At 60.3% G+C, this 18,027-nt stretch carries 16 protein-coding genes and 1 pseudogene; 12 read left to right on the top strand and 5 right to left on the bottom strand.

The genetic code is table 11. From position 1 onward, the window contains the following. Positions 1 to 212 precede the first annotated feature (212 nt). Together BGO64_RS12805 and BGO64_RS12800 are read right to left on the bottom strand one after the other, a co-directional pair. Positions 213 to 2,108 carry a PhoX family protein gene (locus BGO64_RS12805; RefSeq protein WP_286700768.1) on the bottom strand — a complete coding sequence of 632 codons (1,896 nt, stop codon included), beginning with the start codon at positions 2,106 to 2,108 and terminating at the stop codon, positions 213 to 215. A 270-nt stretch (positions 2,109 to 2,378) separates the two neighbouring features. After that, positions 2,379 to 3,287, bottom strand: a complete 909-nt coding sequence (locus BGO64_RS12800) for an SAM hydrolase/SAM-dependent halogenase family protein (protein WP_039041304.1) — start codon at positions 3,285 to 3,287, stop codon at positions 2,379 to 2,381. A gap of 150 nt (positions 3,288 to 3,437) precedes the next feature. On the opposite strand from BGO64_RS12800, the gene BGO64_RS12795 reads away from it, so the two are divergent. Beyond that, positions 3,438 to 3,899 carry a hypothetical protein gene (locus BGO64_RS12795; protein ID WP_266140250.1) on the top strand — a complete coding sequence of 154 codons (462 nt, stop codon included), beginning with the start codon at positions 3,438 to 3,440 and terminating at the stop codon, positions 3,897 to 3,899. 7 nt (positions 3,900 to 3,906) lie between these two features. Here BGO64_RS12795 and BGO64_RS12790 read toward each other — a convergent pair whose 3' ends face one another. Beyond that, on the bottom strand, positions 3,907 to 5,133 hold the full coding sequence (locus tag BGO64_RS12790) for an MFS transporter (protein ID WP_286700767.1): 1,227 nt from the start codon (positions 5,131 to 5,133) through the stop codon (positions 3,907 to 3,909). A gap of 245 nt (positions 5,134 to 5,378) precedes the next feature. On the opposite strand from BGO64_RS12790, the gene BGO64_RS12785 reads away from it, so the two are divergent. From BGO64_RS12785 to BGO64_RS12755, 7 genes are all read left to right on the top strand, one after another. Beyond that, positions 5,379 to 6,287 (top strand): LysR family transcriptional regulator, encoded by a 909-nt coding sequence (locus tag BGO64_RS12785; protein ID WP_139737229.1) that lies wholly within the window; start codon positions 5,379 to 5,381, stop codon positions 6,285 to 6,287. 89 nt (positions 6,288 to 6,376) lie between these two features. Next, positions 6,377 to 7,048 carry a CsgG/HfaB family protein gene (locus BGO64_RS12780; RefSeq protein WP_029313711.1) on the top strand — a complete coding sequence of 224 codons (672 nt, stop codon included), beginning with the start codon at positions 6,377 to 6,379 and terminating at the stop codon, positions 7,046 to 7,048. Positions 7,049 to 7,059: 11 nt separating this feature from the next. Then, on the top strand, positions 7,060 to 7,419 hold the full coding sequence (locus BGO64_RS12775; protein WP_010672939.1) for a DUF4810 domain-containing protein: 360 nt from the start codon (positions 7,060 to 7,062) through the stop codon (positions 7,417 to 7,419). Then, positions 7,416 to 8,069 carry a DUF799 domain-containing protein gene (locus BGO64_RS12770; RefSeq protein ID WP_069652487.1) on the top strand — a complete coding sequence of 218 codons (654 nt, stop codon included), beginning with the start codon at positions 7,416 to 7,418 and terminating at the stop codon, positions 8,067 to 8,069. The genes BGO64_RS12775 and BGO64_RS12770 overlap by 4 nt, the downstream gene beginning before the upstream one ends. 219 nt (positions 8,070 to 8,288) lie before the next feature. Then, positions 8,289 to 9,764 carry a GGDEF domain-containing protein gene (locus tag BGO64_RS12765; protein WP_045523432.1) on the top strand — a complete coding sequence of 492 codons (1,476 nt, stop codon included), beginning with the start codon at positions 8,289 to 8,291 and terminating at the stop codon, positions 9,762 to 9,764. A gap of 102 nt (positions 9,765 to 9,866) precedes the next feature. Beyond that, positions 9,867 to 11,120, top strand: coding sequence for a DEAD/DEAH box helicase (locus BGO64_RS12760; RefSeq protein ID WP_286700766.1), 1,254 nt, complete (start codon positions 9,867 to 9,869; stop codon positions 11,118 to 11,120). Positions 11,121 to 11,365: 245 nt separating this feature from the next. Beyond that, a complete protein-coding gene (locus BGO64_RS12755; protein ID WP_502686724.1) occupies positions 11,366 to 12,691 on the top strand; it encodes a ferric reductase-like transmembrane domain-containing protein in 1,326 nt (441 codons plus the stop codon). A gap of 79 nt (positions 12,692 to 12,770) precedes the next feature. Here the strand turns inward: BGO64_RS12755 and BGO64_RS12750 are convergent, their stop codons facing one another. Further along, the gene (locus BGO64_RS12750) at positions 12,771 to 14,228 is read right to left on the bottom strand and encodes a T6SS phospholipase effector Tle1-like catalytic domain-containing protein (protein ID WP_286700764.1); all 1,458 of its coding nucleotides are present in this window, start codon (positions 14,226 to 14,228) and stop codon (positions 12,771 to 12,773) included. 246 nt (positions 14,229 to 14,474) lie between these two features. On the opposite strand from BGO64_RS12750, the gene BGO64_RS12745 reads away from it, so the two are divergent. Both BGO64_RS12745 and BGO64_RS12740 read left to right on the top strand, forming a co-directional pair. Next, positions 14,475 to 14,984 carry a hypothetical protein gene (locus tag BGO64_RS12745; protein ID WP_049637034.1) on the top strand — a complete coding sequence of 170 codons (510 nt, stop codon included), beginning with the start codon at positions 14,475 to 14,477 and terminating at the stop codon, positions 14,982 to 14,984. A gap of 234 nt (positions 14,985 to 15,218) precedes the next feature. Further along, the gene (locus BGO64_RS12740; protein WP_286700763.1) at positions 15,219 to 15,614 is read left to right on the top strand and encodes a hypothetical protein; all 396 of its coding nucleotides are present in this window, start codon (positions 15,219 to 15,221) and stop codon (positions 15,612 to 15,614) included. A gap of 234 nt (positions 15,615 to 15,848) precedes the next feature. Here the strand turns inward: BGO64_RS12740 and BGO64_RS20865 are convergent. Further along, positions 15,849 to 15,944: pseudogene (locus tag BGO64_RS20865) on the bottom strand (subclass B2 metallo-beta-lactamase); the annotation flags it as partial. 324 nt (positions 15,945 to 16,268) lie between these two features. On the opposite strand from BGO64_RS20865, the gene BGO64_RS12730 reads away from it, so the two are divergent. Further along, a complete protein-coding gene (locus tag BGO64_RS12730; RefSeq protein WP_286700761.1) occupies positions 16,269 to 17,417 on the top strand; it encodes an AAA family ATPase in 1,149 nt (382 codons plus the stop codon). Then, positions 17,414 to 17,905 carry a hypothetical protein gene (locus BGO64_RS12725; protein ID WP_286700760.1) on the top strand — a complete coding sequence of 164 codons (492 nt, stop codon included), beginning with the start codon at positions 17,414 to 17,416 and terminating at the stop codon, positions 17,903 to 17,905. Before BGO64_RS12730 ends, BGO64_RS12725 begins: the two co-directional genes overlap by 4 nt. Positions 17,906 to 18,027: the final 122 nt, after the last annotated feature.

Genomic DNA, 18,027 nt, shown 5'->3' with positions numbered 1-18,027 from the left:
CCGGGGTGACGCCACTCACCCCGACACCGGATCAGGGGCCGATGCCCGGCCCCGCCACCAAGCCTGAACGCCCGCACTTCTTCCCTGAATGCGCGGGTTCTTTGACCGGGTCCCGTACCCGGTCTTTTTTTGTCTCCCGCCCGCCACACCCACAAAAAAAGCCGCCCGAAGGCGGCTTTTGTCATCACGGGCCAGGCGGTGATTCCGGGCCATCAGGCGCCGATGATGCCGCCATCGTCCCGGGTGATCCGCAACACAGCGGAGCGGGGAATGGCGGTGCCGCCGTCCGGGAAATGGGAGGGCGCCCCCTCCTCACCCGGGTGCTGCACCCCGACGAACAGGGTGCGCCAGTCAGGCGTGAAGGTGAGGCCCGTTATTTCGCAGGCCACGGGGCCGGTCAGGAAGCGGCGCACCTCGCCGCTCGCGGGATCGGCGCACAGCATCTGGTTGTTACCCATGCCGGCAAACTGCTTCTCGTTGGAGTAGTCGCCGTCGGTCTGGATCCAGAGCCGCCCCGCCTCGTCGAAGCCGATGCCGTCCGGGCTGTTGAACATGTTGTCCGGGTGGATGTTGGCACTGCCCGCCATCAGCCCCTCCTTGTGCACGCCGGGGTTGCCCGCCAGCAGGAAGAGATCCCACTCGAAGCGATCGCTCCCGTGATCGTCCCCCATCGGGCGCCAGCGGATGATCTGGCCATAGGGGTTCTCGGCCCTGGGATTGGCGCCATCGAGAGGTTGGTTCTCCTTGAGGCCGCGGTTCTTGTTGTTGGTCAGGGTGCAGTAGACCTCGGCCCTGTGGGGATGCACGGCCACCCACTCGGGCCTGTCCATGGTGGTGGCGCCGAGCCGGGTCGCCGCCTCCCGGGCGAAGATGAGCACCTCCCCCTGATCGGCGAAGCCGTTCTCCCGGGTCAGGCCGTGCTGGCCGTGTACCAGGGGCAGCCACTGGCCAGTGCCCTTGAGCTCCCCCTCCCTCGCCTCGAAGCGAGCCACATAGAGGGTGCCCTCGTCCAGCAGATCCCGGTTGGCGGGGTCATTGCCCGGCGCCACCTTGTTCTTCGAGACGAAGCGGTAGATGTGCTCCCCCCGCTCGTCATCGCCGAGGTAGACCACGGCGCGGCCATCCTGGTTGACGGTGAAGGCCGCATTCTCATGCTTGAAGCGGCCAAGGGCGGTACGCTTCTTCGGGGTGGAGGCTGGATCGCGGGGATCGATTTCCACCACCCAGCCGAAGCGGTGCGGCTCCTGGGGATGCTTCGCGAGATCGAACCGCTCGTCGAACCTGTGCCAGCCAAAGCCCGCATCCTCGGCGGCCAGGCCGTAGCGGGCGGCGCGCTGGTCCAGCACCGGCTTGCCCTCGCTGCCGAAGTAGCCGTTGAAGTTCTCCTCGCAGGTGAGGTAGGTCCCCCAGGGGGTCTGGCCATTGGCGCAGTTGTTGAAGGTGCCAAGGGCGGTGCGCCCCTCGGGATCGGCCTGGGTCTTGAGCAGAGCATGGCCCGCCGCCGGGCCGCTCAATGTCATGGGGGTCGTGGCGGTGATGCGGCGGTTGAGGGCCCCCTTGGGGTTGGCCTGCCACTTGCCATCTTTGCGTACCAGCTCCACCAGGGAGACCCCGTGGGCCGCCTGGGCCTTGGCGACGGCGCCGGCACTGAGGGCCTTGCCGCCATCCGCAAACAGGTATTCGTAGTTGGTGTATTCGTTGTTGACGGCGAGCAGGGCGCGATCCGGGCCCAGGGGGAAGAAGCTCATACCGTCGTTGTTGTCGCCAAACTGGCGGGCCTGGGCCTTGGCGTCGTTGCTTTGGGCAAAGGCGGGGGCGTCGGCGAACAGGGCATCCCCCCAGGCGATCAGCACCTCTGCCTTGTAGCCGGGCGGCACCACTATGGTGTCGGCCACCGAGGCGGGCACGGCCTGGAAGCCAAGCAGCGGCCGGGTGGCGGCGGCCACGGCCTGGGCCACGGGGCTCGCGGCAAAGAAGGCCACCATGCTGGCGGCGCCCACCCCTTTGAGGAAGCCACGGCGGCTCAGGCCCGCCTCAATGAGGCGGTTGAACGCCGGCTCCTGCTCGCGGGGGTGGTTGGCACTGTCTTTCTCGTCAAAACGGCTCATCGGCTTTTCCTTGTTATCTCGGCGCAATCATTGCGTCATCACGGCGTCCGGCCAGAGCATGGCAGCGCTTTATTAAACGAGGATGACAAATGATGAGATAACCGGCTGGCCCGGCAAGACGCCACCGCCAACGACAAGGGGCGGTGGACACCAGTCCCACCGCCCCAAGAGACACATCGCCGACAGAAGCTCTCCCCTCTATCTAGCCGCACGTCTTCAGACTGCTATGCCCGTTTGTACCGGATAGCACCCGCTGACAGCTGGCAGCCTCTAGCCGCACTTCTTCAGGCTGATATGCCAGTTGGCGCCGGATTGCACCTGATGTTTGGCGGCGAAGCTGTCCATGTTCAGCGCCACCGACACCTGCAACAGGCTGTTGAGGTAGACCAGGGGCTGGCCCTCCGGCACATCGCCAAAGCTGCTGACGTAGGGGGCCTTGCCCTCGTATTTCAGCGCATCCCCTTCGCTGATCCTGATGCAGGCGTTGTCCCCCTTGTGGATACCCGCCTTGGTCAGCAGGCTGTCGTCGATATTGGTCCAGACGTTGCCGTACTGCACGTCCAGGATCGGAATGGTGCCCTTGAGGGTACCGTCTTGCTCGGCCACCGCGGGCTGATAGGGGATGGTCACCACCTCGGCGGGCAGCAGAGGCCCCACCTGCTCGAAGCTGATGGCACCGGAGGCCAGGCGCGCGCCGGTGTAGGCGTAGACGTCGCGGCCGTGGAAGGTGTAGGACTTCTCGGAGCCCTTGAGGCGGTTGGTCTTCTCGTCTATCTGGCGCACCGCCTCGATGCCGAAGTGCTCCGCCACCAGGGTCAGGGTGCCGTTGTCAGGGCTGACGATGTAGTGGCCGCTCCTGGTCTTGAGTACCACCGACTTGCGTTCGGTGCCGACACCGGGGTCCACCACGCTGACGAAGACGGTGCCCGCGGGCCAGTATTGCAGGGTCTGATAGAGGCGGTAGGAGGCTTCCCAGATGTTGTAGGCCGGGATCTCGTGGGTCAGGTCATGGAGCGGCAGGGTGCGGTCCACCCCGAAGGCGACCCCCTTCATGGCCGAGACGGCGCCATCCTTGAGACCGAAGTCGGTCTGGAACACCAGAGCCTCGTTGGCAAGGGCACTCGCCCCCACCAGAGAGAGGGCGAGCACGAGGGCGCGGGGGACGATACGAATATCCATGTCAGGGCTCCTTTAAAGACGTTTGGACGTCTAGATTGCCACTCATGGGAATCTTTGCAACCCCTGATGCCCGAATGGGGGGCGAAATGACTCGCCAATCCGCCCCATGCGGGTGTATCCATGGGGCATCCAACGCCGGGAGCACATCAGATGACCAGAGAGCATCACGACACCATTTTGCTGAGCCTGGGCAATACCCGAAGCCAGGTCGCGCTCACCGCGGCCGATGGCTCCAGCCAGACATTTGCATTGACACTGGGGCTCGATGCCCTGACCCCGGGACCCTTTCGCCAGGATCCACCGACGCCCCTGGAACTTGAGCAAGCCATCATGGTGGTGGAGGATGTGCTGATGCCCCTCGCGGCACGGATCCCGCCCCACCCCGTGCTGCACCTGCAAAGCCCGGAGCCCCTGGCCGAGGTGCTCGGCAACCGGGTGCAGAGCCGGGAGAACATAGAGCGGTTGTTCGGCCAGCTTGCCGCCATGGTGGAGGGGGATCCCCTGGCATCGGCCCAGTTGCCGAGGGAGAGGCGCATCGCCGCCGCCCTGCTGATCCTGCGGGAGTGGATGCACCACCTGGATGCCGGGAGCGTCGTCCTGGTCGATGGGTGATGCCCTGTCACACAGCGGGTTCGAAGCGCCGCCGAGACACCGCCCAGGCCAGCCCCAGGCTTGTCAGGGTGCTGCCGATGAAGAGCAGATCCAGCGCGACGCCAAGACCGGCCCCGTCGCTCACCCAGCCCAGCAACACGGGTACCCAGTTCGCCACATAGGCGATCACATAGAAGAGGGAGAGCAGCCGCGCGTGGCTGGCCGGGGGCGCGATGCGATTGATCAGGGTCGCACTGCCCACGAACACGGCCCCCTGGGCATAGCCCGCCACCAGCAGCCCGAGTCCCGCCAGCCAGCTGGGCAGGCCGTGAACGGCCCCGGCAAAGAGCAGCACGCACAGCGCCAGGGCCAGCACGCCGCTTTGCAGGGTATGGCGGGCATCAAGGCGACGGGCCCAGAGCTGGCAAAGCCCAGAGAAGACCAGATAGGCCGCGACGAGATAGCCGAACAGCCCCAGATCCGTCATGCCCAGCATCTCGCTCACCACCTTGGGACCCATGGCCAGCAAGCTGGCCGCCACCGCCCAGGCGGTGAAGAGCGCCAGGGCGCAAAGGAAGAACCCGGCCCCCGTGGCCCTGAGCCCCTCTCCCAGGGAGCCGCCACCCTGCCCGCTCGGGGCGGCCTCCGTCGCCCTCCCCCCTTTGGGCCAGCTCAACACCAGCCCCCCGATGGCGCAGGCCGCCATCCCCAGGATCAGCAGAAACGGCAGCGTGGTCGGGTAGAGATCCTGCTGCAGCGCCAGCCCGCTGAACACGGGGCCAAGGGCCAGCCCGGCGGTGAAAGACAATGTGGCGCTCAGCGCCGCCCGCTTGCCCCCATCCCTGGGGCCAAAACGCAGCAGCGCCACATTGGCGGCACCGGTCAGGCTGCCCGTGCCAATCCCGGCCAGCAACCGCGCCAGCAAAAGGGTCCAGAAGCTGTCGGCCAGGGAAAAGAGCAGTGCCCCGCCCCCGACCGCCACCAGGGCAGGCAGGATCAGGGTGCGCAGATCCGCCACTCGTCCTGCCAGGTTGCCCACCCCGAACAAGGCGATGAGCACGCCCCCCGCATAGCCGCCATAGATGAGGCTGAGGCCGAGATCGCTCAGAGCCAGCGCCGCCTGGTAATGGGGATAGAGCGGGGTAGGCACGCTGCTGTTGAGCAGGGCCGACATCAGGGCGAGGGAGAGAAACCAGCGCAGACGAGGATGGACAACCTGACCTGGCTCGCAAGCCGGGACGCTTGAGACAGACATGGACACTCCAGTGGCAGACGAATGAAACCGCAATCGGGAGCGACATCATAGCGATCCCGCCCACTCCGGACTGCGGCAGTTCTGCATCACGCCGACTCAATCCTGCATCACGTCGGGGTGGCGCGTGCCCTTGGCCGGGGAGCGCAGGCACGCACCGGACCCGGTCTATCCCCTTGTGCTGCCATCCCCGCTGGCATCTAATATTGCGGCGCCAATCGGGCGTTCTGCTTGAGTGAGGAGCAAGCATGATCAACTGGGACGATGCCCGCTTCTTCCTGGCCCTGGCACGGCGGGGCAGCCTGCGGCAGGCCGGACTCGAGCTCGGGGTGGATCAGGCCACCGTCGGGCGGCGGATCACCCTGCTCGAGCAGCAGCTGGGGGCCAAGCTGTTTATCCGCACCCCCAGACACTATCGCCCCAGCCCTCTGGGGGAAGCGCTGCTGCCCCAGGCCGAGGCCATGGCGCAGGCGGCCCTGGCCATGATGCGCACCGCGAGCCTGGGGGAGCTGGAAGGGGAGCTTTGCATCGCCACCACGGATACCCTGGCCCAGGGCTTCGTGCTGCCCGCGTTCACCCTGCTGCGCCAGCGCCACCCCGGTATCCGCCTCAAGTTGCTGACCGCCGTCAGCGTGAGCGACATCCCCAATCAGGAGGCGGATCTCGCCATTCGCAGCGTGCGTCCCGAGCAGGGAGATCTCGTGGTCAAACGGCTCGCCACCATCAAGATGGGGCTCTACGCCTCTCCCGACTACCTGGCCAGACGGGGCACGCCCCGTTCGGGTCAGGCACTGCAAGAGCACGACCTGCTGCTCTTTCCCAAAGAGCTGGTGGCCCGTCACTGGCTGAGTCTGTGCGGCGAACCGCTCCACGAACCCAACGTGGTCCTGCAGAGCAATGCCCAGCTGGTGCTGATGGCCGCCGCCCGGCAGGGGCTCGGCATCGCCCTGCTCTCCACCTTCCTCGCCGAGGAGGATCCCGCCCTGGTGCGCCTGCTGCCTGACCAGCACGATCCCATCGACATCTGGATGGTGCTGCACCCGGACGTGCAGAAGACGGGCCGCATGCGCGCCCTGGTGGCAGCCCTGGAGGAGGTGTTCCAGCCCCTGCAACAGACCCAGCCCTCCGCTCTCCCCTGTCAAACGCACAGGGACTGAGCGGGTATGCCCCCCATACGGGGCACTTTCTTCGCAACGAACCATGTTAGAGTCCGCCGCTGTTTTTTCCTTTGATAACGGGGCCTTACATGAAGAAGTTTGTTGTTTCATCCAGTGTCATCCTGATGGCGGGCTTGCTGACAGCCTGTGCGAGCGAGTCATCGCGCACCCTGGAGGTACCCAAGGTTGCCTCCTATCAGAGCCACTATCAGGGCGCACGCAGCCCCATCGCCGTCGGCAAGTTCGACAACCGTTCCAGCTACATGCGTGGCATCTTCTCCGACGGCGTGGATCGGCTGGGCAACCAGGCGAAAACCGTGCTGATCACCCACCTGCAGCAGACCGGCCGCTTCAGCGTGCTGGATCGCGACAACATGGCGGAGATCCAGGCCGAAGCCGGGATCAAGCAACAGGCTCAGCAACTCAAGGGCGCCGACTACGTGGTCACCGGCGACGTCACCGAGTTTGGTCGCAAGGAAGTCGGTGATCATCAGCTGTTTGGCATCCTGGGTCGCGGCAAGTCACAGATCGCCTATGCCAAGGTCAACCTGAACATCGTCAACGTCACCACCTCGGAAGTGGTCTTCTCTTCCCAGGGTGCCGGGGAGTACGAACTCTCCAACCGCGAGATCGTCGGCTTCGGCGGCACCGCCAGCTACGACTCCACCCTGAACGGCAAGGTGCTGGATCTCGCCATCCGCGAGGCCGTCAACAATCTGGTGAACGGCATCGAGACCGGTGCCTGGCGCCCGGCTCAATGAGGAGAGACGAGATGACGCTGTTCCGTCCTTCCCTGCTGCTGGTCAGCGGCCTGCTGCTGAGCGCCTGCGCCCAGGGGCCGCAGACGCTCTACAACTGGGATCAATATCAGGGGGTGGTTTACCAGCACATGCAGGGTGACGACACCGGGGTCGAAGCGCAGATCGATGCGCTGGAGAAAAACCAGCAAGAAGCGAGCGCCAAGGGGCAGGCTGTGCCACCGGGCTTTCACGCTCACCTCGGCATGCTGTACGCCCAGCTCGGCAAGGATGCCCAGACTCGCGAGCAGTTCGAAACCGAGAAGCGCCTCTTCCCCGAATCGGCCCCCTTCATGAACTTCCTGATGTCCAACAAGAAGGGAGAGACCCAATGACTCTGCGCCCCCTCCTTGCCCTCACGCTGGGTGCCCTCCTCCTGGGCGGCTGCGCACAGGGCCCCGGCTACGACTACAGCAACTTCAAGGAGAGCAGACCGACCTCCATTCTGGTGCTGCCGCCGGTGAATCACTCGCCGGACATCAAGGCGGGCCCCAGCCTGCAATCCCAGATCACCTATCCGCTCGCCGAGTCCGGTTATTACGTGCTGCCGGTGGCGGTCACCAACGAGACGTTCCGGCAGAACGGCGTGACCGAGCCCGCCGACATCCAGGCGCTGCCCATCAAGAAGCTCCACGAGATCTACGGAGCCGATACCGCCCTCTACCTCGACATCAAGGAGTACGGCACCAGCTATCTGGTCATCTCCAGCGAGACAGTGGTCACCGCCAGTGCCCGCCTGGTGGATCTGCGCACCGGCAAGCTGCTGTGGGAAGGCAGTGCCAGCGCCAGCAGTGCCGAGCAGCAGGGCAATTCGGGGGGCGGCCTCATCGGCATGCTGGTGGTGGCGGTGGTCAATCAGATTGCCAACACCCTTACCGACAAGGGTCATGAAATCGCCGGTATCACCAGCGTCAGGCTGCTCAGTGCCGACATGCCCAACGGCATCCTCCATGGCCCCCGCTCGCCGAAATACCAGGCTCGCTAAGGCGCCCGTCACAGTCCACACAAGAGGGCGCCATGCCCTCTTGTTTCAGTCGCCACCCCTTTCCCCTGCCTGACATCGCATGACGCCTCATCGTCTATCTTTTTGATATTGTTGGCTCATTCTTGCGCATGCCGGGTGACGACCCACCAACTTCATCTGGTGATGCCCGGCAAAATCAGTTACAAGAATGGCCTCTGTCACCATGGACGAGTTCACTGCATGGCTGGATCACTGTTGCGTATCATCCCCCGTCAATGGCTCTACCGATTTGGCTGGCTATGTCTGGCTCTGACAGGGCTCGGGCTGGTAGCCAACTACACCTACTTCGTCATCAGGCACGACATGGCGCTCATTACCGCCAAGCAAGCCAACCTGTTCGAGGTGTTCTATCAGCGGGCCCGCATCCTGGCGCCAGAGAAACTGGCTGACTTCATCGACAACAGCAGCATCAAGATGCCCATCTTCAGCGAGAACGGGGATGCGGCGGCCTATGCCTATGGCTATGATCTCCCCACCCTGAAGCGCCTGGCGGTCATTCCCGTGTTGCCCCCGGCCAACCAGATGCTCCTCGCCTACCTGTACGTCATCTCCAACCCCGAGGTCCTCAACCTCTACGCCTTCTATGACGATCGCCGCCTGCTTGGCATGGTCGCCAACAAGGGGATGCTGCCGAGCCAGCTGCTCCCGGTCAACACCGACCTCAATGACATCGAGCCCTGGACCCACTTTTTCGGTTGCGCCTCCTTCGCCTCCACCCATGTCCCCTGCAGCACGGATGAAGCCTGGGTATCCGAGATCTACACCGACACCTTCACCGGACTGAATACCATCACCCTCTACTTCCCCTTCGTCTATTACGAGCCCGCCATCAAGGACTACCGCTATGGACTCAAGGGCATCGACATCGCCGTCGACCGGGCGTTCAAGGATGTGCTGCACCCCTTCGAGAGCCTCAATCCGACCCGGACTGTCCTCTCCTTCGAAGAGGTCGAGCCCTGCCGCCCGTTCCACCTCTGCCTGAGCACGCCGCTGATGCGCACTCAGGCAGGCAATGATCTCTACCTCAAGTGGTCATACAGTTACGGCGATTTCATCCGGTCCGTGCTCTACGGGGCGGCCTTCAAGCTCTATCTCATCATCCTGCTGCTGATCATGCTGACGGGGCGCAGCCTGGTTACCCGTCTGCGCATCCTGGCCCAGACCGACCACCTGACCCGGCTGCCACGCCGTGACATCCTCAATCAGGCGCTGCTGCGGGAGCACGACTACCTGATGATCCTCGACATCGACAACTTCAAGTCCGTCAACGACACCCATGGTCACGGGGTGGGTGACCTGGCGCTCGTCGCCTTCGCCAATCACCTCAAGACCAATATCCGCAAGGGCGATGTCGCCATTCGCTGGGGCGGGGAAGAGTTCATCGTGCTGTTCAAGGGGATGGACGATGACAAAATGATGCATCACTCCGCCGCCCGCCTGCTGGAGCGGCCATTGCGCATCCCCGAGCTGCCCGCCCCCATCACCTTCTCCGCCGGAGTAACCCGCATTCGCGATTACCTGACGGTGGCCGAGGCGGTGCAACTGGCCGACGACCTGCTCTATCACGTCAAGCAGCACGGCAAGCGCAATATCGCCTATTACCAGGGGCAGACCATCCGCCTTGTCCGCGATCCGGGTGACAATTCGGCCCCCTGAGCGGCCCGGCTTCTGCCGCTCCCCTGCTATCTGTTACCATCCCGCCCACGCTGATTGTTTCCGTCCCGGCCACGGGGCGGGATAACCCCATACTGGTGCCCTATGTCCATTGCCACTTTCGCCGAACTGGCCCTCTCCCCCCGCTTGCAGCAAACCCTGACCGAGCTTGGCTACGCCGCCCCCACCCCGGTGCAGGCCAGCGCCATCCCCCTGATCCTCGCGGGGCGGGATCTGATGGCGGGCGCCCAGACCGGCACCGGCAAGACCGCCGCCTTCGTGCTGCCGCTGCTGGAGCAGTTGTTGCAACACCCGACGAGCGATGACCCTCGCCCCATCCGCGCCCTGGTGCTGGTGCCGACCCGCGAGCTGGCGGTGCAGGTTGCCGAGAGCGTCACACGCTACGCCAGGGGCACCGACCTCACCAGCACGCTGGTCTACGGCGGGGTGAGCATCGCCGCACAGGTGGAGGCGCTGAACGCCGGGGTGGATATCCTCATCGCCACCCCGGGCCGCCTGCTCGATCACCTGCGCCAGGGGGCGCTCACGCTGGCCGAACTGCGTCATCTGGTGTTTGACGAGGCGGACAGGATGCTCGACATGGGCTTTATGGACGAGATCAAGGCGCTGCTGAAGCAAATCCCGGCGGATCGCCAGACCCTGCTGTTTTCGGCCACCTGCGACGACAACCTCTTTGCCCTCTGCAAGGTGCTGCTGCGCGACCCGGCGCTGGTGGAAGTGGCACCGCGCAACACCACGGCGGCCGAGGTGGAGCAGCGGGTCTATGCGGTGGACAGCGATCGCAAGGTGGCGCTGGTCCAACACATGCTGACCGTGAAGGGCTGGGCACCGGCGCTGATCTTCAGCCGCACCCGCCAGGGGGCCGACAAGCTGGCCCAGCAGCTTGGCAAGGGGGGCATCAATGCGCTGGCCTTCCACGGGGATCTGTCACAGAGCGCACGGGAAAACGTGCTGCTGGCGTTTCGCGCCGGCACCTTGCAGGCGCTGGTGGCCACCGACGTGGCGGCTCGCGGCCTCGATATCAGCGATCTCAACCATGTGATCAATCTGGAGTTCCCCTATCAGCCCGAGGATTACGTCCACCGCATCGGGCGCACCGGCCGCGCCGGCAACAAGGGGCTCGCCATCACCCTGTTCAGCCCGGAAGATGCGCCCCTGCTGGAAAAAGTCGAAGCCGTGCTCGATACCCGCCTGCCCCAGCAGTGGTTCCCGGGCTTTGAACCGGATCTCACCCGCTTCGACCCCGAGCCGCGCCGCGCCAGCAAGGGAGCCCTGAAGCAGAAGGCCAGAAAGCAGGCCCTCGCGGGCAACAAGGGCGGCAAGGGACGAAAATCCTGACACGACTGTTTGCTGGGGCAGCCATGTGGCTGCCCCAGCATCACCCCTCTCCAGACCCAGGCCTGTGGGGTGACGCCAACCGCTTTCCTGCCGCTCCCCCCTTGTTTTTCTCCGCGCCCTCCTCCTCAGTCCGCTTGCCCTGACCCGACGACCCTTTGCCACACTCTGCTACAAAAGAGGTAGTCAGGGGGCACACTTTCGCCACAAAGCAGGCGTGCAATGAAGGCATGGACAAGGAGGACATCATGAAACCCGCATCCCTCGTCTGGGCCCTGCCCCTGACCCTCATCTGGCTGTTTGGCCTGACCCAGTGGCCCGCCGGTCTCTGGCCCTGGCGCCACGAGCTGCTGATCCTGACCGGTCTGCTTGGCCTTGGCGCCATGACCCTCTCCCTGCTGCTGGCCCTGCGCCTGCCCAGGCTCGAAGCCTGGTGCGGCGGGCTGGATCGCATGTTGCACCTGCACCGCAGCAGCGCCCTCTGGGCCACCGGCACCCTGGTGGCCCACTGGCTGCTGGTGGAAGCCCCCAAGTGGGCTGTCGCCGCCGACTGGCTGACCCGGCCGGCGCGCCGCGGTGCTGGTGCTGGTGCTGGTGCTGGTGCTGGTGCTGGTGCTGGTGCTGGTGCTGGTGCTGGTGCTGGTGCTGGTAACGATGCCCTCTGGCACAGCCTCGGCAATACCCTGGGGGAATGGAGTTTCTATCTGCTGCTGGCGCTGGTGGTGGTAAGCCTGCTGGCGGTGGTGCGCTACGAGCGCTTCAAGGTGGTTCACCGGCTGGCCCCGGTCATCTATCTGATGGGCTGGCTGCACGGGCTCTGCCTGCTGCCGCGCATCGGCGCCCTGACCCCGGTCGGCCTGACCCTGCTCATCGGTGGCGGGCTGGGTGCTCTGGGGGCGCTCTACTCCCTGCTTGGCCGGGTGGGGCGGGACGCACGCCGCCAGGGGACGGTCAGCGCCCTCACCCCTCTGGACGAGCGCACCCTGGAGATCCGGGTTGGCCTCACCGCCCCCCTGCACGGCTATCGCCCGGGGCAGTTCGCCTTCTTCGACTTTGCCGGGCGCGGCGAGCCCCACCCCTACACCCTGGTCGATGTCTCGGCAGACTGCCGCACCCTGACCCTGGCGGTGCGCGCCCTCGGGGATCACACCCGCTGGCTGCACCGCCACCTCAAGGTGGGGAATGCTGTGATCGTGACCGGCCCCTATGGCGCCTTCGCCCTGCCGGATCCGGCCCCCGGGCTCTGGGTGGGCGCCGGTATCGGCATCACCCCCTTCGTCGCCTGGCTGGAGGCCCTGGTACGCCGTGGTGAACAACGCCCCGGCACCACCTTGCTGCAATGCGCTCCCAGCGCCGAGGCCGCCCCCTATCACGGTCGGCTGGCCGATCTGTGCCGCCGGGCCGGGGTCGACTACCGGCTGCATCTGGAGTCCGAGCGCGGCCGACTGGATCTCGCCGCCCTGGGCGAGCGCCAGCACACCCCGGTGTGGTTCTGCGGCCCCGAGCCCATGGCCCACACCCTGGATGCCCATCTGGCCACCCCACTGCACCGGGAGCTGTTTCGCTTTCGCTGACCTTCGACACACCTCACCGCGTCACCCGAGACATAAAAAGGGCTTCCCGAGGGAAGCCCTTATCGTCACCCAGCCGCTATCAGTCGCGGCTCACCGTGAGCGTCACAAAGCCACGGTTGTTCTCGTAATATCCCCAGGCATCGTTGGCAAAACAGTAGAGATAACCGCTCTTGGTCGGCTTAATGCTGGCCTCTTTGCCGATCACAAAGGTGCTGGGCCGCGCCGGGGTACCATCGTTGTCCGGGTTACCCGCATCCGCCACCACCCCTATCAGGGCAAACCATTCCGCCTCTTCTAGCCGCTTGGTAGCAGGAACATTGGCCTGACTGTTGCGAGTCACTATGCCGTAGAAGCGCTCAATCTTGCCAAACGCATCACCCAACAGGTGTGCAAGCGCCTTGTCGCGCACCCCCTCCGGGCCCGCTGGCACGTGGGAGTCATGCCACTCACCATGAGCGCTGAAGCGGTAATGGCGGCCTGCCTCCAGATAGATACCAGTCCAATACCATGGATGGCGGGCATAGACATCCAGGGTGATCGAACCTTCCGGTGACCACTCCTTGGTGGGCAGATAGGGAAGCTGATTGATGGGAGAGAGCTTGCGCCGACCATCCACTGACTTGTGGACCTCGGCGGAGTGAAGATTCGGCAAGCTGCGCGGCGAGGTGAGCAAGAGCTTCATCAGACCGACGTGGGATTCGTGCAGCAGGCCGGCAGGATCAGGATGTAGCTGCGAGCTTGCTGACTCCCTGAACACCAATCCACACTGGCCAGCCTCCTTCATCATCCAGGCCAGAGTGATATCCGAAAGCCCGTGTTCCTTGTAGCCGCCACCCACGTCGCTATGAACCCCGGCAAACCAGATCTGCTGCATGTCTCGCCCTGGGGCCGGATCCCAGAGAGTCGGCGTGAAACTACCTCGTTTCTCGTCGATAGCGACGGCATGGCGTGCCGTCTTGATATGCTGGCCAAGCTGGACGTCGTGAAAACGGTAGTTGTCGGGACGGTCGAGCAAGTTCAGCAATCCCTTGTCATCGGGAATACCGAGAGCGCCGACAGTATCCCATACCCCAATGAAGCGGATAGCTTGAGAGGCTGGATAAAAGGTGAGATCCGCCAAGAGCTGCTTCTTGCGATATCCCTGATCGTAAATCCGCTCCACCACCTCGCCCATCCCTTCATCAGAGGCGAATCGGACTATGCCGCATCGCCCAATCATGCCCCCGAGGCTACGGGCCGTGAACGCACCACGACTAAAACCAAACAAGAAAAGTTCATCTCCTTCTTGGTAATGAGTCGCCAACCATTGATAACAGTCACGAATATCCTCACTGAGCCCAAGCCCGATCGTGCCTCCCATCACCTTGTCGATCAGACCACCACTGCCAACCCCGCTCTGGTAACGTGTGAGCTGGGTTTCGTCACAGCGCAGGGCATTGAAGATTTTGAATACATTGGTAGGCGCCAGCACACCGTCATCTTTGTTGTCTTCGCTGTTCCAGGTTCCATCGCAGCAAACAATCAATTTTCTAGCCATCACGCACTCCTTACGCGGGGATATCACGGTTACCACCTCGGTACCGTATGACGCTTTATGCTAGTCCATCCATTGGCGACCCCACTGTTGTTACATCACCTTTGTTCCTCCAAGAGCACAAAGTAGTTAAGAGATCTCTTCTTTGAAGAGACAAAGGGCGGGCACTGCTACACCGGCCTTTTCGGGTCATTTTCGCCATGGGCTGACTATCCTCAACAGGGTCTTGCGCCCAATATGGAGCTACCCATGGATCGCTACTACAAACACCTGGCCATCAGCGGCCTCATCTCCTTCGGAGGCCTTGCTCTGGTACTGCTGCTACAAACCATCCCCCTCATGTCCAACATCATGACCGCCATCTTCTTTGCCGGATCGGTGGGGGCTGTCATCAACAACTATTACCGCCTCGCCAGGCTGCACGACAGCGGTGCCATCGCCCACATCAGCCAACCCCGGGTGATCGTGACGCAGTTTTATGTTTCCCTGCTCTTTTCCGGCATTCTCGGCTTTATCGCCTACGGGCTCTTTGCCAGCAGCCTGCTCCAGGGGGACCTGTTTCCCAAGTTCAAACACATGGAGCACCCCTATGTCTCCTTGCAGACTCTGCTGACCCTGGCCTCTCCTGCAACCAATCTGGATGCCGCCAAAGCCGTCATCTGGGCCTTTATCGCCGGTTTTTCCGAGCGATTCGTCCCCAATGCCATCGACGCCCTCACCAAGGCAGTCCCCCCTTCCGGGCAAGACACCCCGGGATAAGGGCCCGGGCAAACAGGAGCATTGCCACCCTGGATGCAGACCGGACTACCCGGCATCCGGATGAAATACACTGGCGCCGCCTGTTGTTCTCGTATCGCCATCACGGACAAGCACCTTACCCCCGGCGTCAACGCAGCAATACGACGCCATGACCAAAACCCTCATTCGGATATTGATGCAGGTTGAATGAATCAATATCATTTTGCCGCCCCTGGTCATGGATAAGAATGTTGTATGTCCTTTGATAAAAAGCACGGTGAGTTCATCTTCAATGTGCAGGAACACCTGGTCACCTGCGAGCTGATCGGCCCTTTCAATGAAGAGGGTATGCTGGCGTGGATTGCACAGATAAAGTCCGTGGTGAACAGCCTGGACGGTAAGCGTTTCTGCGCCCTGGTGGACCATCGTCAGCATCAGGGGGTGGTGCTCTCCGCCCTGCCCCATCTTCAGGATATTTATGGGTGGCTTGCCCAGAAGAACCTGGTGGCCATCGCCTCCCTCTATTCGGCCAAGGTGCTCCATCACATCGCCCTCTCCTGCCTCTCTCTCACCCATCCGGACCATATCCGGGCATTCAACGACCCCCAAGAGGCCATCGCCTGGCTGGATGCACAATATCGGGCGCGGTAGGCCACCCGGCCTGGCATGAGGTTCACTATGTCGCGCACTAGCCAATCCGGCCTGTGTTGATGTGCACTGTGCCGTGACATCACCGGCCCAGTCTGGTTAAAAAGGCCGGTATCAACTCCCTCAGGTGCCACGTCCGGCAGCAACCGATGGCAGAGCCTCCAGGGGCTGGAAATGGGCACCCGTCGGGAGTACCGCCTTGGCGACTGTCTGCCCCGGCAGGGCGCCATCCGTGCCAAGGGGCATCTGCGCCGCCCGCACGCTGCCACCCCAGAAACTCGCCATCAGCACCACGGCTCCGGCCAATGTGCACTTCATCCAACCTTTCATCATCTTGCTCCCTCGAACCAATCGCCCCCTCGCCACCCCTGTGGCAAGCCGGGCCTTTTAAGCAGTGGGCAGAAGATACGGGGGATTTGTGAGGGGAAAATGAGGTTGTGTGAAGTCTGAGTGAAGTCTGGGGGAAGTCAGGGGAAAGTCCGGAAAAATCAGCAGCGACATCCTGTTCGCGAACGTCCGAATACGCTTCGCTATTCGAACCCATGCCACCTTAAAGAAGAGTTTTGTCACGTTAAGACAAAAAAAGCAGATAAGGCTTTATTGTTTCTTTGCACTCTGATATTTTATTAATAAATCTGATCAAATAGAGTCTACACAATGTTATTAGAATATGGCGTTAAGAATTTTTTCTGCTTCTACGAAGGAGTAAACGTATCCTTCAAATTGCCTGCCAACTGCCCTGATAATATATCAATGGGGAATGATATTTCTAATATTTTATGCTTAAAGGGTAAAAATGGATCGGGTAAAACCAACTTATTAAAAGGCTTATCTTTTCTAGGTGAGTTTTGTACAAACTCATTCTCCTATAAACCCGACGAAAAAATAATTTTAGAGAACTTTTATAATAATAATGAAGACACAGAGTTTTATATTGAATTCAGAGTGGATAACATCACTTACATTTATGAGTTGACTTTAAACAAAGAACATGTGGTTAAAGAGACTTTATTTAGAAAGGAAAGAAGAAAATCTAAAATAATAGAGAGAGACGGTGATAGGTTTTCTTTACTGACCTCTGAGTTTTCTCAACTAAAAAACATAAAACTCAGAAAGAATGCATCATTTATTAGTATTGCTAATCAATATGATTTTGATGAGTTAGAGGCACTCACAATTGTTTATATGTTCTTTAATAGCATTATAAGCAACGTTATTCATATTGGGCTTTCTGAGTGGAGTCCAAGCATTGATGTTGTGAGTGAAATGTATTTTGATGACCCCGACATGCTAGAATTTGCAAAAAATATAATAATAGCTTGTGACACTGGGATATCAAACATTGAAATACTTAAGAAAAAAGATAGTAATGATGAAAAGCGATTTATACCGGTCTTTACTCATACAGTTAAAGGAATTAACAAGAAAATTTTATTCCAGACTGAATCAAGTGGAACGAAATCACTTTTCATCCAACTTGCAAAATATAAATGCATTCTAGATATAGGCGGCATTCTTTGTCTAGATGAGTTTGATATAAATCTTCACCCTCATATTTTACCGGTGCTGTTATCTTTGTTCTTAGATAAGAAAGTCAATACAAATCAATCTCAAATAATATTTACCACACATAACTCAGAAATAATAGACTTTTTAGGTAGATATAGAACCTATATTGTAGAAAAGACCGAGAATGAAAGTTTTGCATACAGATTAGATGAAATATCCGGTGATATCTTGAGAAATGACAGACCAATATTGCCTATCTATAACTCAGGGAAAATTGGTGGAGTCCCTAAGCTATGAGTTTCATAAATACAAGAAAGAATGCATTCCTCGAATCTATACCAAAGGTCAGCATTGAAGATAAATGTGACTATATCGCAAGAAAATGCAAATTTAATTTTTCTTATTTTGATCATACTCAAGAACCAGCACAAAACTTTTCTGACTGGTCAAATGAACAATTACTAAAGCTTTTATGGAAACTTCATGAGTATAGTAAAGAGTCTTTGCTTCACTGGCAAAAAATGCCTGTTGGGAAAAAAAGCGGGCATGTTTTAGAAATATACAAAAGCTTTCCTAACAAATCTGATTTTTCACATCCCAAGCACGTTCCTCATCAAGCACAGTGGGGACGATTTAGACTAGAAGGAAGTGTTAGGCTGGTTGGTTTCACTATCCCAGATGATTTTAAAAACATAGAACAAAACTCTTCAGGATTTAAATTCTGTACCAATACATTCTATGTTGTATTTTTAGATAAAGACCATCGATTCTATAAAACAAAATAAAATGCCACATCATTTTGATATGTGAGCCACGCATCATTGAGGGCTCACATATCATTGATATAAATGGCTATTTATAGTGAGTGAAATACACACCACTCAGAGCTAAACTCTATTTATGGATA

Origin of the sequence: Aeromonas sp. 62-46, from assembly GCF_001898585.1 — a bacterium.
Classification (GTDB): Bacteria; Pseudomonadota; Gammaproteobacteria; order Enterobacterales; family Aeromonadaceae; genus Aeromonas; species Aeromonas caviae.
Note: the sequence above shows the minus strand (reverse complement) of the source record. Positions and strands in the feature narration are given on the sequence as shown.